The 22,363-nt window shown below is 64.0% G+C and carries 20 protein-coding genes; 7 read left to right on the forward strand and 13 right to left on the reverse strand.

What is annotated here, in order from left to right; genetic code table 11:
• Positions 1–26: 26 nt before the first annotated feature.
• Positions 27–725: an RNA polymerase sigma factor gene (locus tag ACLFLU_RS32960; RefSeq protein WP_426408879.1), complete on the reverse strand. Its 699-nt coding sequence runs from the start codon at positions 723–725 to the stop codon at positions 27–29.
• 513 nt (positions 726–1,238) lie between these two features.
• Here ACLFLU_RS32960 and ACLFLU_RS32965 point away from each other — a divergent pair.
• The 3 genes from ACLFLU_RS32965 (at position 1,239) to ACLFLU_RS32975 (ending at position 5,590) form a co-directional block, all read left to right on the forward strand.
• Positions 1,239–3,653: a hypothetical protein gene (locus tag ACLFLU_RS32965; protein WP_426408880.1), complete on the forward strand. Its 2,415-nt coding sequence runs from the start codon at positions 1,239–1,241 to the stop codon at positions 3,651–3,653.
• Between the two features lie 67 nt (positions 3,654–3,720).
• Complete coding sequence (locus ACLFLU_RS32970; RefSeq protein WP_426408881.1) at positions 3,721–5,040, forward strand: hypothetical protein; 1,320 nt, start codon at positions 3,721–3,723, stop codon at positions 5,038–5,040.
• Positions 5,041–5,053: 13 nt separating this feature from the next.
• Positions 5,054–5,590, forward strand: a complete 537-nt coding sequence (locus ACLFLU_RS32975; protein WP_426408882.1) for a hypothetical protein — start codon at positions 5,054–5,056, stop codon at positions 5,588–5,590.
• Here the strand turns inward: ACLFLU_RS32975 and ACLFLU_RS32980 are convergent.
• The 5 genes from ACLFLU_RS32980 to dctP are packed head-to-tail and all read right to left on the reverse strand — an operon-like array spanning position 5,587 to position 10,951.
• Positions 5,587–6,837 (reverse strand): acetyl-CoA hydrolase/transferase family protein, encoded by a 1,251-nt coding sequence (locus ACLFLU_RS32980; protein ID WP_426408883.1) that lies wholly within the window; start codon positions 6,835–6,837, stop codon positions 5,587–5,589. The two genes, ACLFLU_RS32975 and ACLFLU_RS32980, sit on opposite strands and share 4 nt — an antisense overlap.
• A gap of 7 nt (positions 6,838–6,844) precedes the next feature.
• Positions 6,845–8,011, reverse strand: a complete 1,167-nt coding sequence (locus ACLFLU_RS32985; RefSeq protein ID WP_426408884.1) for an acyl-CoA dehydrogenase family protein — start codon at positions 8,009–8,011, stop codon at positions 6,845–6,847.
• Positions 8,012–8,040: 29 nt separating this feature from the next.
• The gene (locus ACLFLU_RS32990; protein ID WP_426408885.1) at positions 8,041–9,330 is read right to left on the reverse strand and encodes a TRAP transporter large permease; all 1,290 of its coding nucleotides are present in this window, start codon (positions 9,328–9,330) and stop codon (positions 8,041–8,043) included.
• Positions 9,331–9,342: 12 nt separating this feature from the next.
• On the reverse strand, positions 9,343–9,897 hold the full coding sequence (locus ACLFLU_RS32995; protein WP_426408886.1) for a TRAP transporter small permease: 555 nt from the start codon (positions 9,895–9,897) through the stop codon (positions 9,343–9,345).
• 28 nt (positions 9,898–9,925) lie between these two features.
• Positions 9,926–10,951, reverse strand: coding sequence for a TRAP transporter substrate-binding protein DctP (gene dctP, locus ACLFLU_RS33000; RefSeq protein ID WP_426408887.1), 1,026 nt, complete (start codon positions 10,949–10,951; stop codon positions 9,926–9,928).
• Between the two features lie 227 nt (positions 10,952–11,178).
• Between dctP and ACLFLU_RS33005 the strand changes: the two genes are divergently transcribed.
• Genes ACLFLU_RS33005 through ACLFLU_RS33020 form a run of 4 tightly spaced genes read left to right on the forward strand, consistent with a single transcriptional unit; the run spans position 11,179 to position 14,491 of the window.
• A complete protein-coding gene (locus tag ACLFLU_RS33005; RefSeq protein WP_426408888.1) occupies positions 11,179–12,381 on the forward strand; it encodes a CaiB/BaiF CoA transferase family protein in 1,203 nt (400 codons plus the stop codon).
• A gap of 45 nt (positions 12,382–12,426) precedes the next feature.
• The gene (locus ACLFLU_RS33010) at positions 12,427–12,879 is read left to right on the forward strand and encodes a MaoC family dehydratase (RefSeq protein ID WP_015684048.1); all 453 of its coding nucleotides are present in this window, start codon (positions 12,427–12,429) and stop codon (positions 12,877–12,879) included.
• A complete protein-coding gene (locus ACLFLU_RS33015) occupies positions 12,879–13,730 on the forward strand; it encodes an HpcH/HpaI aldolase/citrate lyase family protein (protein WP_426408889.1) in 852 nt (283 codons plus the stop codon). Before ACLFLU_RS33010 ends, ACLFLU_RS33015 begins: the two co-directional genes overlap by 1 nt.
• A 20-nt stretch (positions 13,731–13,750) precedes the next feature.
• Entirely contained in the window at positions 13,751–14,491 is a 741-nt protein-coding gene (locus ACLFLU_RS33020; protein WP_426408890.1) for an IclR family transcriptional regulator, read from the forward strand.
• 9 nt (positions 14,492–14,500) lie between these two features.
• On the opposite strand, the gene ACLFLU_RS33025 is transcribed toward ACLFLU_RS33020, so the two are convergent.
• From ACLFLU_RS33025 to ACLFLU_RS33055, 7 genes are all read right to left on the reverse strand, one after another.
• Positions 14,501–14,917, reverse strand: coding sequence for a hypothetical protein (locus ACLFLU_RS33025; RefSeq protein WP_426408891.1), 417 nt, complete (start codon positions 14,915–14,917; stop codon positions 14,501–14,503).
• 160 nt (positions 14,918–15,077) lie between these two features.
• Entirely contained in the window at positions 15,078–15,869 is a 792-nt protein-coding gene (locus ACLFLU_RS33030) for a transporter substrate-binding domain-containing protein (protein WP_426408892.1), read from the reverse strand.
• Between the two features lie 204 nt (positions 15,870–16,073).
• The gene (locus ACLFLU_RS33035) at positions 16,074–16,865 is read right to left on the reverse strand and encodes a fumarylacetoacetate hydrolase family protein (RefSeq protein WP_426408893.1); all 792 of its coding nucleotides are present in this window, start codon (positions 16,863–16,865) and stop codon (positions 16,074–16,076) included.
• A gap of 117 nt (positions 16,866–16,982) precedes the next feature.
• Positions 16,983–18,419 carry an MmgE/PrpD family protein gene (locus tag ACLFLU_RS33040; RefSeq protein ID WP_426408894.1) on the reverse strand — a complete coding sequence of 479 codons (1,437 nt, stop codon included), beginning with the start codon at positions 18,417–18,419 and terminating at the stop codon, positions 16,983–16,985.
• Between the two features lie 16 nt (positions 18,420–18,435).
• Complete coding sequence (locus ACLFLU_RS33045) at positions 18,436–19,875, reverse strand: MmgE/PrpD family protein (protein WP_426408895.1); 1,440 nt, start codon at positions 19,873–19,875, stop codon at positions 18,436–18,438.
• Positions 19,865–20,896, reverse strand: coding sequence for a PdxA family dehydrogenase (locus tag ACLFLU_RS33050; RefSeq protein WP_426408896.1), 1,032 nt, complete (start codon positions 20,894–20,896; stop codon positions 19,865–19,867). The genes ACLFLU_RS33045 and ACLFLU_RS33050 overlap by 11 nt, the downstream gene beginning before the upstream one ends.
• Positions 20,897–20,914: 18 nt before the next feature.
• Positions 20,915–22,228, reverse strand: coding sequence for a cation:dicarboxylate symporter family transporter (locus ACLFLU_RS33055; protein ID WP_426408897.1), 1,314 nt, complete (start codon positions 22,226–22,228; stop codon positions 20,915–20,917).
• Positions 22,229–22,363 lie beyond the last annotated feature (135 nt).

The following is a 22,363-nucleotide window of genomic DNA, read 5'->3' on the forward strand; positions in this document are numbered from 1 at the left end:
AACTTTTCGCAGGCCGACTTTTATGGTTAGCAATCGGTAAACGCGGTGCGGATGTCGCGTTCGTGCTTGCGCAACAACTGACGCAGCTGCTGGCGGCCGCGCTTGAGCAGGGACTCCACCGCCGCCACCGTGGTGTCCATCACCTGGGCGATCTCGCCGTTACTCATGTTCTCGTGGTACGAGAAGATCACCGCGATACGCTGCTGCTCCGGCAGGCGCTGCATCGCAATCTCCAGCATGCCGTTCAGCTCGTTGCGCTCGATGATCTCGACAGCGCCGGGCTGGCCGTCGGCGACCTCCGGCACGGTCTCGACATTCTCGTTGCGCGGCTTGCGGCGCAGATCGATGCAACGGTTGGAGATGACGCGGTAGAGCCAGGTCGAAAATTTGGCGCGGCCGTGCTGCCAGCGCCCGCGATGGCTCCAGATCTTCAGCATGGTGTCCTGCACCACGTCTTCGGCATCGGCCGCGTTGCCGACGATGCGTAGCGCGATCGCGTAGGCGCGGTCGATGTGGCGCTCGACCAGCATGCGGAATGCAGCCTCGTCGCCGGTCGCAAGCCTGTCGAGGAGTTCGCTGTCTTCATCGAAGACGATTTCGGCGGCGACCGGCGCACAGTCCGGTGCGAGCGGCACCGACGGCGTCACCGGCACGATCTCTTCAGCCGGCAGCGTTGTCGTGATCTCGGCCTCAGCGGGAGCCCAGACATCAGCAGCGTAACTCATCCCGCAATCTCCAACCCGCAATGCCGGCGGCGCACATGCCACACGGCTTCCAGGCGTTGAACGCGGGGCCAAAACAATCCAGGCGGAGATTTTTTGTTATTTTTCAAGATGTTAGCCGGTATGTTTTGCCGAGTATCGGGCAATAATTGCCGGGCGCGCGACACTCTCGCGCATCAATCCCGCAATCATCACATCGTCTCGCGCCATGGCGGATCGTCCATCCTGAACAGATGTCGTTGAGAGAAAACGCTGACATTACGCGGCACTAGGCGATCAAACGCGACGCGCACGGAGCGCATCAAGAAGCGATTGTTTCCGAGTGTGAATGAACGCGAGACGACTTCTGCACCCGGCAATTTTTTCCGAATCACCTTTTTCGAACCTAGCGATTTTTTTGAATCTGTCAGTCGTGACGAATGCGTTTTTGAATCGCGCGTGAACTTTTTTCGCAATCGTGTCGCCTGACTTCGCCGTCGCGCACGTTAATCGCTCTGATGGACGGGGAATCTTGGCATGACGATCGCAACAGCCGGCGCAGAGCGCCGCGCTAAAATTGTTTCTGCTTGGTCGTTCGATGTTTTCGATACATTTCTGCTGCGTGCCTGCACGACGCCAGATGGCGTATTTGAAAGGACTTACGAGCTTTCCGGCATTTCACAGACTTGTCCGAATGTTTCCGCGAGTTTCGTTCAGCATCGTATCCAGGCCGAAGCGCGTGCGCGGCGGACCGCGAAGGAGAAGCGCGGTGGCAGCGAAGTTCGTATCGATGAAATCTATTCCTATTTTCCATTCAAGCTGTTCGGTCTCACGCGCCATCATTTGAACGATCTCGTCGAATCAGAGTTCACGGCCGAATTCGAGCTCTGCCGCGCCAATCCGGACATGTTTCGGCAATATCTGGACATGAAGCGTGCCGGCCATCGCGTCGGCTTCATCTCCGATACCTATTGGGACTCCGATCGGCTGGCGCGATTGCTGCTCGCATGCCGCCCCGGGCTGACTTGGGACTTCCTCTACGCTTCCTGCGACCACGGCAGCGGCAAGAGCGAGGCGCTTTTCGCAAAATACCTGTCCGAGCAGGATATCGACGCGGGCGCGTCCTTTCACGTCGGCGACAACGACAAGGCCGACATCAGGGGCGCGAAGCGCCACGGCATTCGGCCGCGCTATTATCCGCAGGCGACGCCGCAATTGGCGTCGAAATTCCAGCGCGAGACCGCGCTGCTCGAACTGCTGTGCGCCGGCGCGCCGTCCAGGCTCGACCACGGTGCACGCACGTTGCGACGCATGGTCGCCGCGCGGAACGCCGAAAAATCTCCGGCCTTTCATCTCGGCATGACCGTGCTCGGCCCGGTGATGACGGCATTCGATGCCTTCATCACCCGGCGCTGCCAGGAGGCCGCCGGCCCCGACCACAAGGTCGCCCTCGCCTTCCTCGGCCGCGACGGCTTCTTGCCACACCGGATCTGGCAGGACTTGCACGGTACCACATCGGTCTATCTCGAGATCAACCGGCGCGTCAGCCTGATCGCCTCGGCTGATACCATGCAGCCGCTCATCGACCTTCTCAGCAAGGTGTTGAAGATCGATGCGCCGACTTTCCGCGACATGATCAAGATCCTGCCGCCAGAGGTTGCCGCGTTCTTCGCGGCTTATCCCGACGGAATTGCTCCCGGCGAGGATCTCGCCGAAGCCCTGCCGAAATTGATGGATGCCGGCGAGATCATCGATCTCGCGGCAGCTCTACGCGCGCGGTTACTTGCCTATCTGCGCCACACGATCCCCGGCTTCGACCAATGTACCGACCTGGTGCTCGCCGATCTCGGCTATTCCGGGAGCGTGCAGAAGGCGCTGCGCCGCGTGTTCGACATGGAAGGCATCAAGATCCGTCTCCACGGCGCCTATCTGATCTCGCTCGACGATGCCTTCGACGATATCGCCGAGGAGGACAGCGCGGCGGGCTTCATCTCGGACCTCGTGGTGACGCCGCATATCAAGCGCATGCTGATCCGCAACATCGCGCTGCTGGAGCAAATCTGCTGCTCTGCCGACGGCTCGGTCCGCGACTATGACGGCGACCAGGTGCTGCGCGAGATCAATCCTCGCCCGGCCAGCCAGATCGCACTTGCCGCGGAGATCCAGGCAGGCAGCGTCGCCTTTGCCGAGAGCGCCGGGGACGTCGCGCTCGATCTCTGTCTCGACCCTTATGCCGCGCCTGACGTCGCCGCGCGCTGGTGCACGGCGGCTCTGGCCCGGTTCCTGCTGCTGCCCGATGAGGACGAGCTGGCGCTGCTCGGCGGATTGAAGCACGACGTCAATCTCGGCACGCATGCACTGGCGCCGATGATCGACAGCGACTTCATCCGCCGACAGATCACCGCCCGCGGCTTTTCCGCCGCCTGCGCGTCAGCCGCCCCGCCAATGTGGCTCGCCGGCAGCTTTGCCCGGCTGTCTCCGTCGAACGCTTATCTCTACACGCTGTTCGGGGCCAACCGTCTGCCGGCCGACGTCTTCGAAGAGAGCCCTTGCGGCCGAGTCCAGATCGGGCTGTTCCGCACCGATGCCGCAGCCATGCTGGACACCGTGACCCTCTATCGCACCGGTCTGGGCGAACAGCGCCTGCGTATTCCGATCTCGCGCGCCATGGGCATCGCCATGATCGCACTGCCGCTGCCGAAGTTCGCCGCAGAAGGTCTCCTTCATGGCGTGACGATCCAATCAGCCGATGACATTCGCGACGCCGCCGAGAGCCAGGATGTGATCGGCGTCGCCGCTGAAAGCCTGGTCTACGCCGGCGTGCAGCGCAGCGGTGCCCATTATCGCGCCGAGAACGACGACGCCTGCCTGCTGATCCCCGTCGCCGCGATGAGGCACGACATCGCGATCTATTCGGTCGCGATTACCCCGCTCGATTCCAGCCCCAAATAGTGCGCCTGATCGCGCCGCGCCGGCCGTTCAAGTCCAAGGGCTGATTGGCGACGCGAGGGGCACGGAATTGACGGACGGGACGCACGCAAACCTTGATGACCTCTTGCAATCCGGCGGCATCCGGCTCGGCCGGGCCCAGCGCAATCGTCTGGACTGGCTGACCGGCCAATATGGCGCGCCGACGCTGGACGACCTCGCCGGGGGCCGGCGCAGCGGCGTTCTCATCCTCAAGGAGCCGCCGAGTGGTGCGGCGGCCGAGCTGTTCTATCGTTCGCTCAATCCCGGCTGCGCCGTCGTCGTTCCCTTCAGCGAGAATCCCGGCTTCGACTTCCTCAAATCCAAGCTGACCGAGTTCGGCACCGTCGGCCCCTGCGGCGCCGGCGGCCCGCACGAGATGTGGTGGGGCGGCATCGGCTGGTCGAAATTCCTCGCCAGCGCCGATTCATCCGCCGTCGGCCCGCGGATCGTCTCGTGCTATCCGCGCGGCGGCGACGCAACCGCCGCCTTCGCGCTCCGGCATTCGCTGGAACGATTTGATCTCGCCTGTCATATCGAGCCGATCGACACCCAGTTCAACGACCGCCTGCTCTGCTTCGAGAAGGCGGAGTTCATGCTGCGGATGTGGAACAAGTATCGCGAGCCGCTGCTGTTCGTCGAAGCCGGCGCCGTGCTCCGCGAGCCGCCGCTGCTGCCGTCCTTCCTCGGCTGCGACGTCGCACTCCACAAGTGGAATCGCTGGGAGATGTCGGCACGCACACTCTATCTCGGCCGCTCCAACAGCGCTGAAATGCTGCTGCGCACCTGGCAGCATCTCGCCGCATCTTACCCTGCGATCTGGGAAGGCTATCTGCTCGACCAGGCCTGGAGCCTGACCTCGTCGCAGGTGTCGCTCGACACGGTATGGCTGCCGCGGTCGTATCACGCGCTGAAGGGCGATCTCGGCGCAACGCGCGCCACGATTCTGCATGACCAGCAGACGACGACGCTGGAGCTCGGGCCTGATCCGGCCTTCGCAGGCCTCGTGCGCACGGCCCGCCGGGCCGGCCGCACCGGCGCCAGTGACGCCTTCATGGTGATGACGTCGAAAGCCGAGGCCACCAACGGCATCTCCGTGATCCTGCGCGACATCTCGGCCAGCAACGCCGGCGCGGTGGCCGCCACCGTCGAGGCCGTGACCGGTGCCTATGCGGCCGATTGCGGTGGCTACGGCCGCCTCGAACTGTCGCTCTGCGCCTGGCAGGACGATGTCGGCGCGGCGCGCGATGCGGCGGCGCTGGCGCGTTACCGCATCCTGGAGATCGCGCCGGGACAGCGCATCGCCAACGACTTCTTTGCACACTGCGCAGCCGACGACGCGGTCATGACCGCCCGCCAACTCTTCCCCTGAGGGACATCACGCGATGCTCAAGACCATCATCCTGCTCACCGACACCGTGCAACAGCAGCAGCCGCTGGCCAACCTGCTGCGCGAACACAAGCGCGAGCTCGCCTTCTGCTCCGCGCTGCGCGCCAAGGATCTCAGTGCCATCGAGCCGGACGTCCTGAGTGAGGCACGACTGGTGTCTTTTTCCGCCGACATCGCCGTTCCCGAAAAATTCCTGCTCCAGCTCGGCTACGGCGCCTATAAATTCTACGCAGCGCCGACGCAATTTCCGGGTCTGCCGCCGGCGCCCGACGAGAGCGACGAGGACCCGCGCTGCTACTCCGTCATCGCGCAATCGATGATGATCTGGCCCGACTTCAAGAGAGTGGTTGGACTCGAGACCGTGACAATACCGGACGGCACCGTTGCCGCCGAGCGCGAGCGGCTGGTGTTCTCCCGCCTTGCGCACCTGTTCTGGCGGATGTCAGACATGATTGCCGGCGGCGCCGTGGAACTCCCCGGGATCATCGGCTCCGGCGAGAGCCAGCGTCCGACGCTCGCGATGATGAACTAGCGCGCGACGCCGCGGGACTGAGCCGACAGCGCGTCGCGGTGCCCGGGCGCTGCGATCGCGATCATGCGGCGCGCGCGCTCGGCAAGACCGCAGCCACGCAGTTCCGCAACGCCCCATTCGGTGACGATGGCGTCGACATCGGCGCGCGGCGTCGTCACGGTCTCGACATTCGCAACAATCCGGCTGGTCCCATCGGACGCCATGGCGGGCAACGCGATGATCGCCCTTCCCCCGGCAGACGCATTGGCGCCGCGCACGAAATCAAGCTGCCCGCCGATCGCGCCGATCGCGACACCGTTCAGCGTCTCGGAATTCACGCTGCCGTCGAGCCCGACCTGAAGCGCCGAGTTGATCGCGACCAGCCGGTTGATCCGCGCCAGCACGCCCTGGCCATGCGTATAGGACGTCGGCCGCACCGCCAGCGCCTTGTTCTCGTGCACGAACCGATAGAGCCGATTCGTGCCGATCACCTGGTTGGTGACGGTAATGCCGGCATCGATCCCCTTCTCCGCGTTGGTCACCGCGCCGCACTCGATCAGGTCAACAATGGCGTCGTTGACCAGACCGGAATGGATGCCGAGATTGCGTACATGGGAGAGCGAGGACAGGATCGCATCCGGAATCCGGCCGACGCCGAACTGGAGCGTGCTGCCGTCCACGACCAGGCTCGCCGCATGCACGGCGATTTTCCGTGAGATGTCGTCAAGCGCCGGCGACGGCAATTCGACCGGCGGACGGCGCCCCGCCACGCGCAGATGGATCGGCACATCCGCGGGCCATTCCGCGCCAAATGTCCAGGGCGCATCCGGATTGATCTCGGCAATCACCACGCGCGCATTGCGCGCTGCGTCGATGACATAGTCGTTGGACAAGCTCGCGCTCAGCCTTCCGTCGCCGGATTCGGCAAGCTGCACCAACACCACATCCGCCTTGTGACGCCCTGACGCGAAGTCGGCACAGAAGGCGCTGTAGTTGCTCGGGATCATTTCGAGCCGTCCCGCCTTGGCGAGCCGCCGCGTATTGCCGATCACGCCATAGCTCTGGAACGAGATGTTGGGCGCGCAGGCCGCGGAGAACGTCTCCGAGAAGACCGGCCCGACCATCATACGGAACGCGGGCAGATGCCCGGCTTGCGCGACCAGCGCTTCGGTCAGCGTCACTGGCTCCGCCGTCGCCTGCCCGCACACCACGAGATCGCCCGCCCGGATCAAGCCGGAAAAATCGATCGGCGTGGTGTCTCCCGGCATCGCAGCCTCAATACGACTTGGCCAGTCCAAGCACCTTTTCCGCGATGAAGCTGAGCGCGAGCTGCGGGCTGACCGGCGCGATGCGCGGGATCAGCACCTCGCGCAAATACCGCTCGACGTGGAACTCCTTGGCGTAGCCAAAGCCGCCATGAGTCATCACCGCCTGCTCGCAGGCATGGTATCCGGCTTCACCTGCGAAATATTTCGCGGCATTCGCGCCGGCGCCGCACGGCAAGCCCTTGTCGTATTGCCAGGCCGCCTGCATCACCATCAGCCAGGCGGCCTCGAGCTCGACCCAGTTTACCGCGAGCGGATGCTGAATGCCTTGGTTCTTGCCGATCGGGCGGTTGAACACGACGCGCGTCTTGGCGTATTCGGTCGCGCGCGACAGCGCGAGCTTGCCGAGGCCGACCGCCTCCGCTGCGATCAGGATCCGCTCGGGGTTCATGCCTTCGAGGATGTACTGGAAGCCCTTGCCTTCTTCGCCGATGCGATCCTCCATTGGGATCTCGAAATCCTCGAAGAACAGCTCGTTGGAATCAACGATCTTGCGGCCCATCTTCTCGATCTCATGGACCTTGATCTTCTTGCGATCGAAATCCGTGTAGAACAGGCTGAGACCATGGGTGGGCGAGCGCACCTCCTCCAGCGGCGTGGTGCGCGCCAGCAGCAGAATCTTGTGCGCGACCTGCGCGGTCGAGATCCACACCTTCTGGCCGTTGACGATGTAGCGGTCGTTCTTGACGACGGCGCGGGTCTTCAGTTGGGTCGTGTTGAGGCCAGTGTTGGGCTCGGTGACGGCGAAGCACGCCTTCTCGCGGCCCTCGACCATCGGCGGCAGCATGCGCTTGCGCTGCTCCTCGGTGCCGAAGACGACCACCGGATTGAGACCAAACACGTTGATATGCACCGCGGAAGCGCCGGACATGCCGGCGCCGGACTCCGCGATCGTGCGCATCATGATCGCGGCTTCAGTGATGCCGAGGCCGGAGCCGCCATAGGCTTCCGGCACGCAGATGCCGAGCCAGCCGGCGTCAGCCAACGCCTTGTGGAAGTCATGCGGGAAGCCGCCGTCGTGGTCCTTCTTCAACCAATAGGCATCGGGAAAGCCTTCGCAGATCTTCGCGATGGCGTCGCGAATGGCTTCCTGCTGATCGGTGAGCGCGAAATCCATGATGGTCTCCTTGTGGAGGCTCGTTGTACCTAGCGCCCCATCTGCGAGGGCAGCCAGAGGATGATAGACGGAAACGCCACCAGGATCGCGATCGCGATCAAATGGGCGATGAAGTGCGGGAAGGTGCCGTGGAACACCTCCGCCACCGGCCGCTTGGCGTAGCGGGCGACGATGAAGCAGTTCAGCCCGACCGGCGGCGTGATCATGCCGACCTCGGCGGTGACGATCTTGATGACGCCGAACCAGATCGGATCGAAGCCGAGCGTCTTGATCAGCGGCAGCACGATCGGCACGGTCAGCACCAGGATCGCGATCTGGTCCATGAAGGAGCCGAGCACGATATAGCCGCACAGGATCAGGGTGATGATCACCCAACGCGACGCCGGCAAGCTGCCGATCCAGGCGACGAGATCCTGCGTCACGTGGGTCAGCGTGAAGAAGTAGCCGAAGATCGAGGCACCCACCAAGATCATGATGATCATGCAGGTGCCGTGGCTAGCGCGCAGCAATGTCTTGTAGAGCGAGGACGGCGTGATCTTGCCCTTGACGATCGCGAGCAGGAAGGCGCCGAATGCACCGAAGGCGGACGCCTCGGTCGGCGTCGCGACGCCGAGATAGATCGTGCCGGTCACGATCGAGAACAGCACCACCATCGGCGACACCTGCCACAGCAGCGCGAACTTTTCCCGCCACGGCACCGACTTCGCCGCCGGCGCGCGCGAGGGGTCCTGCCAGACCAGGAAGTAGATCGTGGCCATGATGGTGAACGTCACCAGGATCGCCGGGATGATGCCACTGATCAGCAGCTTGCCGATGTTCACTTCAGCCAGCAGGCCGAAGATGACGAGCGCGACGCTGGTCGGCAGCAGCATTGACAGCGTGCCCGAGATCGCAACCACGCCGGCGGCCATCTTCGGCTCGTAGCCCTGGCGGATCATCGCGGGAAGGCTGGTCGAGGACAGCGTCGCGGCCGATGCCGTCGAGGTACCGCAGATCGCGCCGAAGCCGGCGCCGGCAAGCGCGGTGGCCATGCCGAGCCCGCCGGGAACGCGGCCGACCCAGGCCGAGGCTGTCTTGAACAGATCGTCCGCGACGCCGGACAGCAGCACGAGGTCCGCCATCAACAGGAACATCGGAATGGTGATCAGCTCGTAGGAGGAGACGGTCGAGAGCGGCGCCGTCTCCAGGATGCCGAACAGGGTCGGAAAGCCGCCGACCATGACGAGGCCGACCGAGCCGGAAAAGGCCATGGCAAAACCGACGGGCGTTCCGAGCGCAAGCAGCCCGAACAGCAAAGCGAGAACGATAAGAGGTGTCATGGATGCCTGCCGTTACTCGAAGCCACGCGCTTCGCCGACGCCGGTCACCGGCGGCAGCGGATAGAGGTCGCGGCCGCTGACGAGGCTCAGCACATTGCCGACCAGCTGAAGCGCCAGCCGCAGCACCAGCACACCGCAACCGAACGGCACCAGCGCCGCCGAAATCCAGGTCGGCCAGGGAATGGCGCCTGAGAGGACGTCGTGCTGCTCGTAATTCTCGAGCGCGCGCGCGAAGCCGACCTTGCAGATCAGGACGAACACGAACAGGCCTGCGAGTGCGGTGACGATCTCGGACAGCCGCCGCCCGGTCGGCGAGAAGCGCGACAACAGGATGTCGACGCCGACATGGACATGCTCGCGCAAGGCATCCGACAGCGTGAAGAAGAACACGCCGGCGAGCAGATAGAGCCCGATCAGGTCATAGGTGAAGGAGAACGGGCTGTTCAGCGCATAGCGCATGAACACGTCGGTCACGACCAGCACCATGATCACGAACATGAATAGCACCGCGATCACCGTCAATGCGCGCTCCAGCGCGCCGAGCACATGCCCTGCCCGTTCGATCACTTCGCGCCTCCCTCTTCGATTTCCCGGATTACTTGCTACCGGCAGCCAGCAGGTCTTCGAACTCTTTCAGCGCGGCAGACGCCTGCTTGCCACGGCTGTCGAGGCCGGCGGCCCATTCATGACCGACGCCTTTGAGCTTGTCCTTCATCTCGGCGCGCGTCGCCTCCGGCAGCGGATCGAAGGTGACGCCTTCGTCCTGCATTTGCTTTTTGGTGACTTCGCCTTCCTTTTCGACGCCGGCGCAGGCCTGCGGCGTAATCGCCTCCGAGGCCTCGTTCATCGCTTTCTTCACGTCGTCGGGCAGCTTGTCCCAGACCGACTGGTTGATGGAATAGGCGACGATGAAGCTGCCGAAGCTAACGCCTTCGGTCGCATGCTTGACCAGCTTGTCGAGGCCATAGGCCACGACGCTGTCCAGCGGGAACAAGAGACCGTCCATCGTGCCGCGCGACAGCGACTCATAGGCATCGGGGGCGGCCATGCGCACCGGCACGGCGTTGAGCGCGCGCAGCGTGAGATCCTGCGCGCCGCCGGTGGTGCGCAGCTTCAGGCCCTGCATGTCCTTCGTCGTTTCGACCTTCGACTTAACCGTCCACACCTGGTAGGGCGGCAGCACCACGGCCAATAGCAGCTTGATCTTGTTCGGCGCATATTCCTGCTTGGCCAGCACGCCTTCGCGCGCGGTCTTCCAATACGCGAGCGTGCCCTGACAGCTGGTCGCGAATGCACCCGGCAATTGCGCGACTTCCGACAATGGCATCTTGTCGGAGACGTAGGACGGCCCGATGTAGCCGATGTCGACCACGCCCGATTGCGTCAACCGCAGCATGTCGGCGGCTTTTCCGATCTGCTGGTTGGGATAATAGGTGAATGTCACCGCGCCGTTGGTGCGCTTGGTGACGTCGTCCATCCAGGGCTTGAGCATCAGGCGGACGAGATAATGTCCGGCGGGGAAGCTGTCGGCGACCTTCAGCTCGAGCGCCTGCGCCGACAATGTCGAGACCGGCAGCGAAAGCGCAAGCACGGCTGCAGCCCGAACCAGATTCGTCTTCATTTCATTCTCCCTGACGCGTCCCACGCCGAAGGCGGCAGCCGCTCGCTGCCAAGCCGTTCGGCCCTCGCTCGATTTCTTGCTTGAGGAAAATGTACATATATGTGAATTTATCTGTCAATTATATGAACTGTGCATGGCCCTATGCGTCCTTTGGCGAGATGCTCGAATTGACATTGCCAACCTATGAATTCTAACTCCACGTATATGAATCTAACCCACGAGGCCCTATGGGACCGCTCGCCGGCTTCACCATCCTCGACCTGACTTCGGTGCTGATGGGCCCCTACGGCACCCAGGTGCTGGCGGACATGGGCGCCGACGTCATCAAGGTCGAAAGCCCCGAGGGCGACATCGTTCGCCAGATCGGTCCCGGCCGCACGCCCGGCATGGGCGGGATGTTCCACAATGCCAATCGCGGCAAGCGCAGCATCGTGCTCGACCTCAAGAAGCCCGAAGGCCGCGACACGCTGTTGCGGCTCGCCAAGAGCGCCAACGCGCTCGTGTACAATGTGCGCCCGCAGGCGATGGCGCGGCTCGGCCTCGACTACGAGACGCTCGCCGCGATCAATCCGTCGCTGGTGTATGTCGGAGCGTTCGGCTACGGACAGTCAGGCCCCTATGCCGCCAAGCCCGCCTACGACGATCTGATCCAGGGCGCCGCCACGATTCCAACGCTGCTCGCAGCCGCGGGCGACGGCACGCCGCGCTACGTGCCCGTCACCGTCGCCGACCGCATCGTCGGGCTGATGATGGTCAACGCGATCATGGGCGGGTTAATGCATCAACAGCGCACCGGCGTGGGCCAGCGCATTGACGTGCCGATGTTCGAATCGATGACGGAGTTCGTGCTGGTCGATCATTTGGGCGGACTCACCTACGATCCGCCGCTCGATCACGGCGGCTACGCCCGCCTGCTGTCGCGCTACCGCCGTCCCTACCAGACCAGCGACGGCCATCTCTGCGTGCTCATCTACAACGACAAGCACTGGCGCAGCTTCTTCGAGGCGATCGGCCGGGTGGAATTTTTGCAGCAGCCTCGCTTTGCTAATCACGCCGCGCGCACAAAACACATCAACGAGATCTACGAGGAGATCGGCCACATTTTTCTCACGCGCACCACCGCCGAGTGGCGCGAGCTGCTGGAGCGCGCCGACATTCCGGTGATGCCGATGCACACGCTGGAGACGATTTTGGACGATCCGCATCTTAGGGCGATCGACTTCTTCAGGACGGTGGATCACCCCGTGGAAGGCCGCATCCGCCAGATGCGCGTGCCCTCGACCTGGAGCGTGACCCAGCCGGAGCCGGCTGGTCCGGCGCCGACGCTTGGCCAGCATGGCCGCGACATTCTGCACGAAGCCGGCTTCTCCGCCGACGAGATCAAGCGGCTCGCAGAGCAGAAGGCAGTTCACCTGGCGGCGCCGCCCTAGAGGCAGGCGCTGGCCAAATCGCACGACAATAGGGAGGAAACAGCGATGGCCGGACTTTATTTCGAAGACTTTTCCGTGGGCCAGGAGTTCAGACATCCGCTGACCCGGACCGTGACGGAAATGGACAACACCATGTTCAGCCTGCTGACGCTCAACCCGCAGCCGCTGCACATCGACGCGCATTTCTCCGAGAAGACCGAGTTCGGCCAGCGCATTTTCAACAGCCTTTACACCCTCGGCATCATGATCGGCATGACGGTCTATGATACGACCATGGGCACCACCGTTGCCAATCTCGGCATGACCGACGTGACTTTTCCAAAACCGGTCTTCCATGGCGACACCTTGCGGGCGACGACGAAGGTGCTTTCGTTGAGGGAATCCAAATCGCGCCCGAAGGCGGGCATCGTCGAGTTCGAGCACCACGCCTTGAACCAGAACGACGAGATCGTCGGCAAATGCCGCCGCATGGCGATGATGCACAAGAGGCCGGTCTGATGCGTTCGATGCTGTTCGTGCCGGGCGATTCCCCGCGCAAATTCGAGAAGGCCAGCGAAGGCAAGGCCGACGCGCTGATCATCGATCTCGAGGATTCCGTCGTCACCGACAAGAAGCCGGAGGCGCGCGGGCTGACGCTGGCGATGCTGAAGGGACGCCGCGGCCCGCACCAGCTCTATGTCCGCGTCAATGCGCTCGACACCGGCATGACGCTGACCGATCTCGCCGCGGTGATGCCGGGCAAGCCCGACGGCATCGTACTGCCGAAATCGCAGGGCGGCGACGACGTGCGTCAGGTCGCGACTTGGCTCGAGGCCTTGGAAGCTGCGGCCGGCATCACGGTCGGCACGACGCGCATCATCTGTGTCGCGACGGAAACCGCTGGCTCGATCTTCGGCCTCGGCAGCTACAAGGGCTGCTCTCCTCGCCTCGCCGGCCTGATGTGGGGCGCCGAAGATCTCTCGGCGTCGCTCGGCGCGACCGAGAAGGCTTCGGGCGGTGTGTTCCACAGCCCCTATCGCCTCGCGCGCGATCTCTGCCTGATGGCGGCGGCCGCGGCCGAGGTTGCGCCGATCGACACGGTTTATACCGACATCGACAATCTCGCAGGTCTCGAGCAGGAGACGCGTGCCGCGCGGCGCGATGGTTTTTCGGCGAAGGCGCTGATCCATCCCAAACATGTCGATGTCGTCAACGCAGCGTTCGCGCCGACGGACGCCGAGCGCATATGGGCGGAAAAGGTGATCGCGGCCTTCGCAAGCAATCCGAATTCCGGCACGTTGCGGCTCGACGGCCAGATGATCGACAAGCCGCATCTTCGCGCCGCGAAGAAGATCCTCGGCCAGACCTAGATCAGGATGCAGGCCTCGCCATGATCGTTCGCCAAGCCGCAAACGTCCTGGAGATCATGGAATTCTTCGCGCAAACGAGGAAGCCCGCGACGCTGGCCGAGATCGCCGATCATTTCGGCTGGCCGCGCTCATCGACATTCAACCTGCTCGCGACGCTGTCGGAGAAGGGCTATCTCTACGAACCGCGTCCGCGTGCCGGATTCTATCCGACGCCGCGATGGCTGGCGATGGCGCGGATGATCTCCGAGGTCGAGCCGCTGCCGCCCTGGACCCACACGCTGATCGCCGATCTTTCGGCCGAGACCGGCGAAACCGCCTCCATCGTGGCGCCAGCAGGCGTGATGGCTGTGTTCATCGACGTCGTCGAGTCCCAGGCCGCGATCCGCTATTTTGCCACCATCGGCCACCGTGTACCGATCCACGCCACCGCGAGCGGCCGCGCGCTGCTGCTGCAATATTCGCCGGAAGAGCGCGACGCCGTCTATCGCAAGATCGAGTTCAAGCAATACGGCCCGTCGACGCCGATCAGCATCGAGGCTGTGGAGATCGAGCTGCGCAATTCGATCGCGCGTGGCTATTGTCAGAGCTTCGCCGACTACAGCCGCGACCTCGCGGGCGCGGCGATCCCCTTGCCGATCGGCGACCGCAGGCTCTCCGTCGTCGTCGCCGGCCCGGAATTTCGCATCGGCCCGAAGGTTCAAGAGGTCGCGTCGCTGATCGCACGGACGGTCGACCGGCTGCGGCCGAAAGCAGCGGCGTAAGCCACAGCCTCAGTCGAATCCCTGAACGGGCGGCGTCGAGGTCTCCGCCGGCACCGCAGGCGCAGCTTGGGCCGGTGGTACCACGGGGGCTGCCTGGACCGGCGGATTGCTCGCGGCTCTCATCTGACCGTTGGCCTCCATCGCCTGGCGCGTGCGCGGCGGAGCGGTGGTCGCAGCGACAGGGGACGTCTCACGACGTGACGGCTGCCGATGTCTCGCCGAATGCGAACCTCTTACGCCCCATGACCTGGCGATCGAAGGTCCGGCGGTATAGCCGATCACTGCACCCGCGACCGCGCCGACCGGACCGAGCACGACGGCACCCGACACTGCGCCTAACGCCGCAGAGCCAGCGCGTTCCTGCGCAGCGGCGCTTGCCGGCACGCCAGCCAGCAGCACGATGGCAGTGATCAGAGCTTTCTTCATCGGAGTGCCTCCCTCAGCGGAGATCACTCTTACTCAAATATGGCCGCACGAAGTTTGTTCGTTGCCCAACAGAGGGCAATGGCCGATGGAACTCCGGCAATTCAAAGACCTTCGCCGCCAATCGTGGTTCCGGCGCAAGCCGACTGGCGCAACAGCGTCGCTACGGCGCGACCTTGTCGCCGGTAAAACCGTTGCCATCGAGCGCGCGACGGACCGTGCCATCCGCCTTGGCCTCATCCAGGAAATGTGTGGCCCAGACCTTCGCGACGGTCTTGCCTTTGGGAACAACCACGACAACGCCGGTCGATTGGATCACCTCGTCCAGCACCTTCGTTCCGGGCAATTTTCGCGAAAGGTCTTCCAGTGCGCCCATGCCCATCGCGAGGGCGTCGAGCTCACCTTTACCGATCAATTCGGCCGCCTCTTCCGGCTTGACGAATTTGGTCAGCCTGGCCTGCTTAAGTGATTTCTCGACCGTACGCGAGGTCGACGTCCCTTCGATGCAGCCGACCCGTATTCCGGCACGATCGACATCCCCAACCGAGCGGATGTCCGAACCGGCGCGAATGAGATAGCCGCTCATATACGCGACGTAAGCCGGCCCCTGATCGACGAAAGCTTCACGCTTGACGTCCGCCGGCATGAAAGAGAGATCCCAGACGTCCTTGCCGCTCGCCGCGGCGATCTCGTCCGAGCTCTGGTACTCAACGAGCTGCAGTGGAACGTGAAGCATGCCGGCGGCCGCCTTGGCGAGCTCGACGGTGACGCCGCGCGGCTTTCCGGTCGCGGAATCGCGCGTCGTCCAGAACGCCGATGCGGCGGGACCGACGGCCACCGCCACGCGCAACGTTCCCGTCGGGGCGATGTCGCTCGCGCCTTCGGCCTTCACTTTCGGAGCGTTGGTCATGACCAAAACCAAACCCAACGTGGCGATCAAGCCGTAACGCAACATGTCCCTTCTCCAGGGTAGACGATCCGCCACAAGCCGACGGTGCGCTCCCTCGCCCCGTTCTTACGGGGAGAGGGTTGGGGTGAGGGGCTGCCTCCGCAAAGATGGTGACAGAGAGTCTCGCGGAGACTCCCCCTCACCCGGATCGCATCTGACGATGCAATCCGGCCTCTCCCCGCGCGCGGGGAGAGGCGAAGAAGGCCGCCGCTAAACGATCTTGATCGACATGTCCGGCAAGCCCTCGAGCTTGCAGAGGAGCACATCGCCCTTCACGACCGGGCCGACATTCTCCGGCGTTCCGGAATAGATGATGTCGCCGGCCCTGAGCTCGAACGCCTCGGAGAGCTTTGCGATCTGCTCGGCCACGCTCCAGATCATCTTGCTGAGATCCGAGCTCTGCTTCACGGTGCCGTTGATCGCGAGCGAAATGGCGCCCTTCTCGAAATGGCCGGTCTTGCTCGCCGGGTGAATCGGGCCGATCACGGCGGCGTGGTCAAAACTCTTGCCGATCTCCCACGGCTTCTTCTCCGCGGCCATGCCGTTCTGGAGATCGCGCCGGGTCATGTCGAGGCCGAGCGCATAGCCATAGACGTGATCGAGCGCCTTGTCGGTTGGGATGTTGGTGCCGCCGGACTTCAGCGCGGCGACCAGCTCGACCTCGTGATGATAGTTCTTGGTCAGCGACGGATAGGGATGGTCGGCGACCTCGCCCACCGCGACGTTCTGGATCGCATCGGTCGGCTTCTGGAAGAAGAACGGCGGCTCGCGGTTCGGATCCGAGCCGCGCTCGATCGCGTGCGCCGCATAATTGCGGCCGATGCAGTAGATGCGGCGGACCTGAAACACCTGGGTCTCGCCAACGATCGGGATCGCGACCATCGGCACTGGGAAAATCGGCTTGGGTGCGGCCTGCGCTGCGGCCGGCGCGGTGTCAGCGACGCTCGCCGCGGTCATCGCGGCCGCGGCCGTGAGCACGCTGCGTCGCGTGGTGTTTGTCATGGCTTCACTCCCTGAACTCTTTTCTTCTCGGACCACCAGTCATAGGGCCAAACGATGGGCGAGCCAATAGTCCGACCGGATCGCCTTCGATCTTCAAGCCCCGGAATTGTTGAGGCATCACGCCGTCAGCAACGGCCTCAACTTGCCGACGTCGTCAAGTCGCTCGAGATTGCCAATCTGCTCGATTAGCTTCTCGGCACGATCGCTTCCCAGCACCGGTGCGATCAGATCCCGCGCCTTCGCCGCGACGGCTTCCGTGCTCAGCGGATTCTCCTTGGTGCCCGGCGGATATTTCGTGAAATGATCGACCTTCTTGCCATCAATCAGCGTCACTTCGACGACAGCGCCGCGCGGCGCCGCCGGATCCATCAGCGCCTTGTCGCCGGCCAGCGTCACCTTGGCGCGCTGCTCCAGGATCTTTGGATCACGCATCAGCGCAACATCGTGGCTGTCGTTGAACGACACCGCGCCCTTGACCAGCGCGACCGCCACGAGGTGCTGGCAATTGACATCCGGCATCGCGCTCTCGCCCACAATCCCCATCGCATCGGTCGGGAGCTTGACCAGGATGCTACGGACGTTATCCGGCGTGAGGCTGTGCTGCTTGCGCAGCGTCAGCATCGCGTCCAGCGGCGACTGGATGGGATAGCCGACCGAAAATGTCTTGATCGCGGTTTCCGTGACATAGAAGAGCTTGCCGAGATCCTTCACCATCTCCTCCGGCTTCGGATCGGTCGAGAGCGCGATGAAGAGATTGTGGGTTCCGTCGAGCACATCATCGACACCGGTCAGGCCGTTGAGAACCATGTCGACGGCCATGACGCCATTGCGGGCGCCCATACCGGCGAAGTCAAAAGCCTTCTCGATGTGGTCGTGATCCTTGACCCAGCTCCACAGGCCGGAGACCTGCTGCGAGGAATAGGAGATCGCGTAGCGCATCCCCTTTTCATCAAGTCGCGCCAGTGATGCAGCCGCACCGAGCGCGCCGAAAGTCGACGACGTTCCCTCGGCGCTCCGGTGCATGCCGCGCACGAGGTCCGGACCCAGCGCCATCAGCAGGCGGCAGGTCAAATCGTAGCCGAGGGCTACGGCGCGAATGAACTCCTGTCCGCTGCGATGCTCGCGCTCGCCGAGAGCGAGCGCGGCCGGCACCACCGAGCATCCCGGATGCGCCTTGGTGACGGGCTCGAAATCGTCGGTCTCATCGGCATGGGCGCACATCGCATTCGCCAGCGCGGCGTTGACCACCGTGGTTCGCAAGTCGGAGCCGACCACGGAGGCCTGGGCGTCACCGCCGAGCGTACGCACATACTTCAGCGCCATCTCGCCCGGCTTCATCCGCGAGCCCGAGATCATCGCGCCGAGCGTATCGAGGATGCGGTGCTTGCATTCACGGAGCACCTGCTCGGGCAACTCCTGATCCCGCGCAGCGACCATGTAGCGGGCGAGCCGCTCCGTCACGCCGGGGCCGGCCGCGAAGGCCGAACGGCCGCCGGTGGCGGCCAGAGCGGCAATCGAGCCGGCGGATTGCAGGAAACGTCGGCGTGACGGCATGCTTCTCTCCTCGCGATCAGACGGCGACCGACATCTTGGCGATCTCCGCCGCGCTCGGCAGGCTCTCGACATTCCAGCAGGCGTCCATCACGCGCCGGATCGCCGCGGCGGGAATGATGCCATCGGCAAGGTCGGAGAACTTGGTTTCGAGCTGCTTGTCGGTCATCGGCATCTCGACGCTGCCGATCGCGTGCTCGATGTAGCGGTTGAGCTTGCGGCCATCCCTAAGCACGATGGTGAGATCGACCTGCTCCGGCTTGATCCCGGGGGTGATGATCGGATTGACCTTGCCGCGCAGCGCGACGATGGTCGGGTCGGTCACGGCACGGTCGCTGAACTGCTTCTCGCCGCCGGCGCCCTCGACGATCGCCACCGCGACCGCGTGGTAGATGCTGAACTTGCCCTCTAAGCCCTGGCTCGGCGTCTTCTTGCCGGTCAGCTCCAGCACCAGCGGGTGGACCTTGAGATCGACCCGCTCGATCTGGTCGGCGGTCAGCTTGTTCTCGTTGCGGAGCTGGATCGCCGCATCGATCGCGGGATGGATGACGATGCCGCAGGCGAACGGCTTGTAGGTGTTGAGCGCCGCCTCATAGCGCTTGCCGAGGTCGCCAAGGATCTCGTTGTAGTCCTGCTTGGTGCTGATGGTGTTGGCCCAGCCGCGCTTGGCCTCGATCATCGCGTCCGATGAGGTGAAGTTCTTCGAGGCCAGGATAGCGGCGAAGATGCCGCTGGAGGCGGCGCGGCCCGGATTAAAGCTCTTGTTCATCGAGCCGAAGGATTCACGCAAGCCGACCGGCTGCGACGCGGCAAGCCCCAGCGCCCAGGTTATCTGCTGCTCGTTCAGCTTCAACAGCTTGCCGACGGCGGCAGCCGAGCCGAACACACCGGCAGTGCCGGTGATGTGCCAGCCGACATCGTAGTGGTTCGGGTAGACCGAGTTGCCGATCCGGCACTCGGTCTCGACGCCCAGCACGAGCGCGTTCAGGAATTCCTTGCCGGACACAGGCTGCATTTCCGACAGCGCGAGGATCGCCGAGGCGACGGGACCGGCCGGATGGATGATCGTCTTCAGATGCGTGTCGTCATAGTCGAAGATGTGGCTCGACACGCCATTGATGAAGGCGGCGTTCATGATGTCGAACCGCTCGCGCCGCCCGAACAGGGACGCCTGCTGCGGCCCGGAGAACGGGCCGAGCGCGGACACCGCGATGTCGACCGTCTGGTGATGCGAGCCGCCGATGGCGACGCCGACCCAGTTCAGCAGCGTGCGGACGCCCTCTTTGCGGACATTGGCCGGCAGGTCGTCATAGCTCGCGGTGACGAGATAGTGCGCCAGCGCACGCGTCACCTCCTTTGGTGGCGCGGCCGGGGCCTGTGCGAAGGCGGTGCTGGTGCCGACAGTTGCGAGCGGAAGCGCGGCCGCGGCCTGGAGCAGGGTCCTGCGATCAGTTTGCATAGGCGGCCTCCTTGACCTTGATCGAGACCAGTTGCGCGGCAAGACGGACTGCGCTTTCGAGCGCGCCGGTGTTGGCCACGCCAGTGCCTACGATATCGAACGCCGTGCCGTGCGACGGCGTGGTGAAGACGGTCTCGAGCCCCGCGGTCACTGTGACGCCCCGGTTGAAGCCGCGCAGCTTGGTCGCGATCTGGCCCTGGTCGTGATACATCGCGACCACGCTGTCGAACTCGCCGGCGAAGGCGCGGATATAGACGGTGTCGGCGGGATACGGCCCGGTGCAGGCGATGCCGGTCTTGGCGGCGGCCTCGACCGTCGGGCGGATCATCTCGATCTCGTCGCGGCCGAACAGGCCATTCTCGCCGGCATGCGGATTGAGGGCGGCAACCGCAATGCGCGGCTTGGCGACGCCGGCCCGCCGCATCATGCGGTCGACCAGCTCGATCGCATCGGTGATGCTCTCCGAATTGATGCCGTCGAGCGCTTCGCGCAACGACTGGTGCCCGGTGACGCGCGACATCCATTGGCCGTCGAGCACGTTCATCTCGGAGAAATAGGTCTTATGCCCGAGCAGGCTCGCGAACATCTTGTGCTCGTCGGGGAACTTCCAGCCGCCGTCGAACATCGCGCGCTTGTTGAGCGGCGCGAAGGTGATGGCATCAACCTCGCCCGCTTTGGAGAAATCGATCGCGCGCGACAGCGTCTCGCCGGTCAGCCGGCCGGATTCGGCGCTGGCCTTGCCCAGCGGGATTTTGGCGGGATCGGTATTGCCCAAGTCGACGAGCTGCACCGTGCCGCGGCCCCATTTGGCGGCCTTGGGCGAGGCGATCCGCTCGACCTTCAGCTTCACGCCGGCATGTTCCATGCCCATGTCGAGCACGCGGGCATCGCCGACCACGACGAGACGCGCGACGTCGGCAAGGCGATCGTCGGAGAGGATACGCGCGATCTGCTCGGGGCCGATGCCGGTGCAGTCACCGGGGGTCAGCGCGATGACGGGAAGTTCGCTGTTGGTGGTCATACTAAAAACCTTGGATCCTTACTTCGCTTGCTGGATTTGTGCGGCGGACTGAGCCCAGTCCTCGCGATTGAATTCGCCGTCCCATTTGGCGACCACGATCGAGGCGACCGCGTTGCCGATGGTGTTGGTGATGGCGCGGGCCAGCGACATGAAGCGGTCGATGCCGAGCAGCAGCGCCAATCCTTCCGCCGGGAGCCCCGCAGCGACGACGGTCGCGGCAAGGGCTGCGAACGCGCCGCCGGTAACGCCGGCCGCGCCCTTGCTGGTGAACAGCATCACCACGAACAGGCTGAGCTGCTGCGCGGCCGACAGCTCGACGCCATAGACCTGGGCGACGAAGATCGTCGACAGCGGCAGCGTCAGCGCGACGCCATCGAGATTGAAGGAATAGCCGGAAGGAATGACGAGGCCAGCGACCGCGCGGCCGACACCGGCCTTCGGCAGCTTCTCCATCATGCCGGGGATGGCGGTCTCCGATGACGAGGTGCCGAGCACCACAAGCAGCTCGGTGCGCAGCAGGCGCAGGAGGTCCATCAGGCGAATGCCGACCAGGCGGCAGATGGTGCCGAGAATGACGAAAATGAAGAACGCCATCATCGCCCAGGCGGTGCCAACCAAAAGCGCCAGCGCATAAAGCGTCGCCGCACCGAACTTCGCCACCGTGAACGCCATGGCCCCGAACGCACCGATCGGCGCCAGCGCCACCACGACATGGACGACGCTGAAGACGAGCTCGGTGATCCGCTCCAGGCCGGTCCGCAGCGGGCCGGCTTTCTCGCCGAGCAGCAACAGACCGATGCCGCAGAGCAGCGCCAGCACCAGCACCTGCAGCACATCGCCGGCCGCGAAGGCGCCGACGAAGCTTTCCGGCACCATGTGCTGGATGTAGGCCGACAGCGAGCCTACATGGGCTTGCTGATAGCGCGCAACCGTCTCGGCCTGCTGCGCCGTTGCGTGTGCGACGCCCGCACCGGGCTGGACCCAGCGTACCACGACGAAGCTGATCAAGAGGCAGATCGTCGTGACCACTTCGAAATAAGCAAAAGCCTTGAGCCCGATGCGGCCGACCGCTTTCATGTCGCCGACCTGCGCGATGCCGGTCACCACGACCAGGAAGATCAACGGCGCGATCGTCATCTTGATCAGAGATATGAAGACATCGCCGAGCGGCTTGAGCTCCACCGCAAAGTTCGGAAACAGAGCGCCCAACAACGCACCAAGCGCGGCACCGGCGACCACCAGGACATATTGCTCACGCCACAGCGGCTTGCGGCGGCGTTCGGACGTGGAGCTCGGCATAGGTTCAGACAGCGGCGTCGCGGCAATCTGCAATGTACTTTCCTCCAACGGCACCGGCGCCATGCGTTGACGGCGCTTTGTTCTTGTCTTTCGATGGCGTTTACATTGGACCAGCGGCGTGTCAGGCGCTAATGCCGTATCGGTATGATTTGAGGACAAAACGTTATT

The organism is Bradyrhizobium ganzhouense, from assembly GCF_049949285.1.
GTDB lineage: Bacteria > Pseudomonadota > Alphaproteobacteria > Rhizobiales > Xanthobacteraceae > Bradyrhizobium > Bradyrhizobium ganzhouense.

Excerpts from the sequence above, each read along its gene's own strand:
- ACLFLU_RS33045 (WP_426408895.1), bottom strand. The coding sequence starts at position 19,875 with ATGCAAACTGATCGCAGGACCCTGCTCCAGGCCGCGGCCGCGCTTCCG.
- ACLFLU_RS32960 (WP_426408879.1), bottom strand. The coding sequence starts at position 725 with ATGAGTTACGCTGCTGATGTCTGGGCTCCCGCTGAGGCCGAGATCACG.
- ACLFLU_RS33010 (WP_015684048.1), top strand. The coding sequence starts at position 12,427 with ATGGCCGGACTTTATTTCGAAGACTTTTCCGTGGGCCAGGAGTTCAGA.
- ACLFLU_RS32980 (WP_426408883.1), bottom strand. The coding sequence starts at position 6,837 with ATGCCGGGAGACACCACGCCGATCGATTTTTCCGGCTTGATCCGGGCG.
- ACLFLU_RS32975 (WP_426408882.1), top strand. The coding sequence starts at position 5,054 with ATGCTCAAGACCATCATCCTGCTCACCGACACCGTGCAACAGCAGCAG.
- ACLFLU_RS33015 (WP_426408889.1), top strand. The coding sequence starts at position 12,879 with ATGCGTTCGATGCTGTTCGTGCCGGGCGATTCCCCGCGCAAATTCGAG.
- ACLFLU_RS33035 (WP_426408893.1), bottom strand. The coding sequence starts at position 16,865 with ATGACAAACACCACGCGACGCAGCGTGCTCACGGCCGCGGCCGCGATG.
- ACLFLU_RS33020 (WP_426408890.1), top strand. The coding sequence starts at position 13,751 with ATGATCGTTCGCCAAGCCGCAAACGTCCTGGAGATCATGGAATTCTTC.
- ACLFLU_RS33030 (WP_426408892.1), bottom strand. The coding sequence starts at position 15,869 with ATGTTGCGTTACGGCTTGATCGCCACGTTGGGTTTGGTTTTGGTCATG.
- ACLFLU_RS33025 (WP_426408891.1), bottom strand. The coding sequence starts at position 14,917 with ATGAAGAAAGCTCTGATCACTGCCATCGTGCTGCTGGCTGGCGTGCCG.
- ACLFLU_RS32965 (WP_426408880.1), top strand. The coding sequence starts at position 1,239 with ATGACGATCGCAACAGCCGGCGCAGAGCGCCGCGCTAAAATTGTTTCT.
- ACLFLU_RS33050 (WP_426408896.1), bottom strand. The coding sequence starts at position 20,896 with ATGACCACCAACAGCGAACTTCCCGTCATCGCGCTGACCCCCGGTGAC.
- ACLFLU_RS33005 (WP_426408888.1), top strand. The coding sequence starts at position 11,179 with ATGGGACCGCTCGCCGGCTTCACCATCCTCGACCTGACTTCGGTGCTG.
- ACLFLU_RS32985 (WP_426408884.1), bottom strand. The coding sequence starts at position 8,011 with ATGGATTTCGCGCTCACCGATCAGCAGGAAGCCATTCGCGACGCCATC.
- ACLFLU_RS33040 (WP_426408894.1), bottom strand. The coding sequence starts at position 18,419 with ATGCCGTCACGCCGACGTTTCCTGCAATCCGCCGGCTCGATTGCCGCT.
- dctP (WP_426408887.1), bottom strand. The coding sequence starts at position 10,951 with ATGAAGACGAATCTGGTTCGGGCTGCAGCCGTGCTTGCGCTTTCGCTG.
- ACLFLU_RS32990 (WP_426408885.1), bottom strand. The coding sequence starts at position 9,330 with ATGACACCTCTTATCGTTCTCGCTTTGCTGTTCGGGCTGCTTGCGCTC.